The organism is Pseudomonas sp. 01L34 (assembly GCF_056400265.1).
In genome coordinates this window covers 1-928 of record NZ_JBFTSX010000031.1, presented here as the reverse complement: position 1 = coordinate 928, position 928 = coordinate 1, and the positions used below count along the sequence as shown (strand labels likewise).

At 63.1% G+C, this 928-nt stretch carries 1 protein-coding gene; it reads right to left on the bottom strand.

Features of this window, described 5'->3' with window-relative positions; translation table 11 throughout:
* The coding region (locus AC1DQM_RS29820; RefSeq protein ID WP_477747259.1) for a VCBS domain-containing protein at positions 1–928 on the bottom strand (928 nt) is incomplete at both ends.

Below are 928 nucleotides of genomic sequence, written 5' to 3'. Positions count from 1 at the left end.
CCATCGCTGACCTGGATGCTGAACACCTCGTCATGGCTCTCGCCGGCCTGCAGCGATTGCACGGCACTGGCGACACCGTCGGTGCCGTTGGCCAAGGTGTAAGTCCACTGACCGCTGCCGTCGACGGCGATCGAGCCGTAGGTTCCAGTGGCCGAACCATTGATCGACCAGGTCGCGGTGGCATCGTGGTCGATGTCGCTTGAGCTGAACTGACCGCTGACGCTGAGGGTGCTGTCCTCCTGCACGGCGCCGACATCGTTGTCGCTCGCAAAGCTGAGCACCGGCGCATCGTTGCTACCGGTGATGGTGACGATCACCTGCTGGGTGTCGACGCCACCGAGGCCATCGCTGACCTGGAGGGTGAACACTTCATCGTGACTCTCGCCGGCCTGCAGTGATTGCACGGCACTGGCGACGCCATCGGTGCCATTGGCCAACGTGTAGGTCCATTGGCCGGTGCTGTCGACGGCGATCGAGCCATAAGTGCCGTTAGCTGTTCCGGCAATGCTCCAGGTCGCGGTGGCGTCGTGGTCGATGTCGCTTGAGCTGAACTGACCGCTGACGCTGAGGGAGCTGTCTTCCTGCACCGTGCCGGCATCGTTGCCGCTGGCGAAGCTGAGCACCGGCGCATCGTTGCTGCCGGTGACTGTGACGGTCACTTGCTGGGTGTCGACGCCGCCGAGGCCATCGCTGACCTGGATGCTGAACACCTCGTCATGRCTCTCGCCGGCCTKCARCGATTGCACGGCACTGGCGACRCCATCGGTGCCATTGGCCAACGTGTAGGTCCATTGACCGCTGCTGTCGACGGCGATTGAGCCATAAGTGCCGTTAGCTGTTCCGGCAATGCTCCAAGTGGCGGTGGCATTGTGGTCGATGTCGCTTGAGCTGAACTGGCCGCTGACGCTGAGGGAGCTGTCTTCCTGCA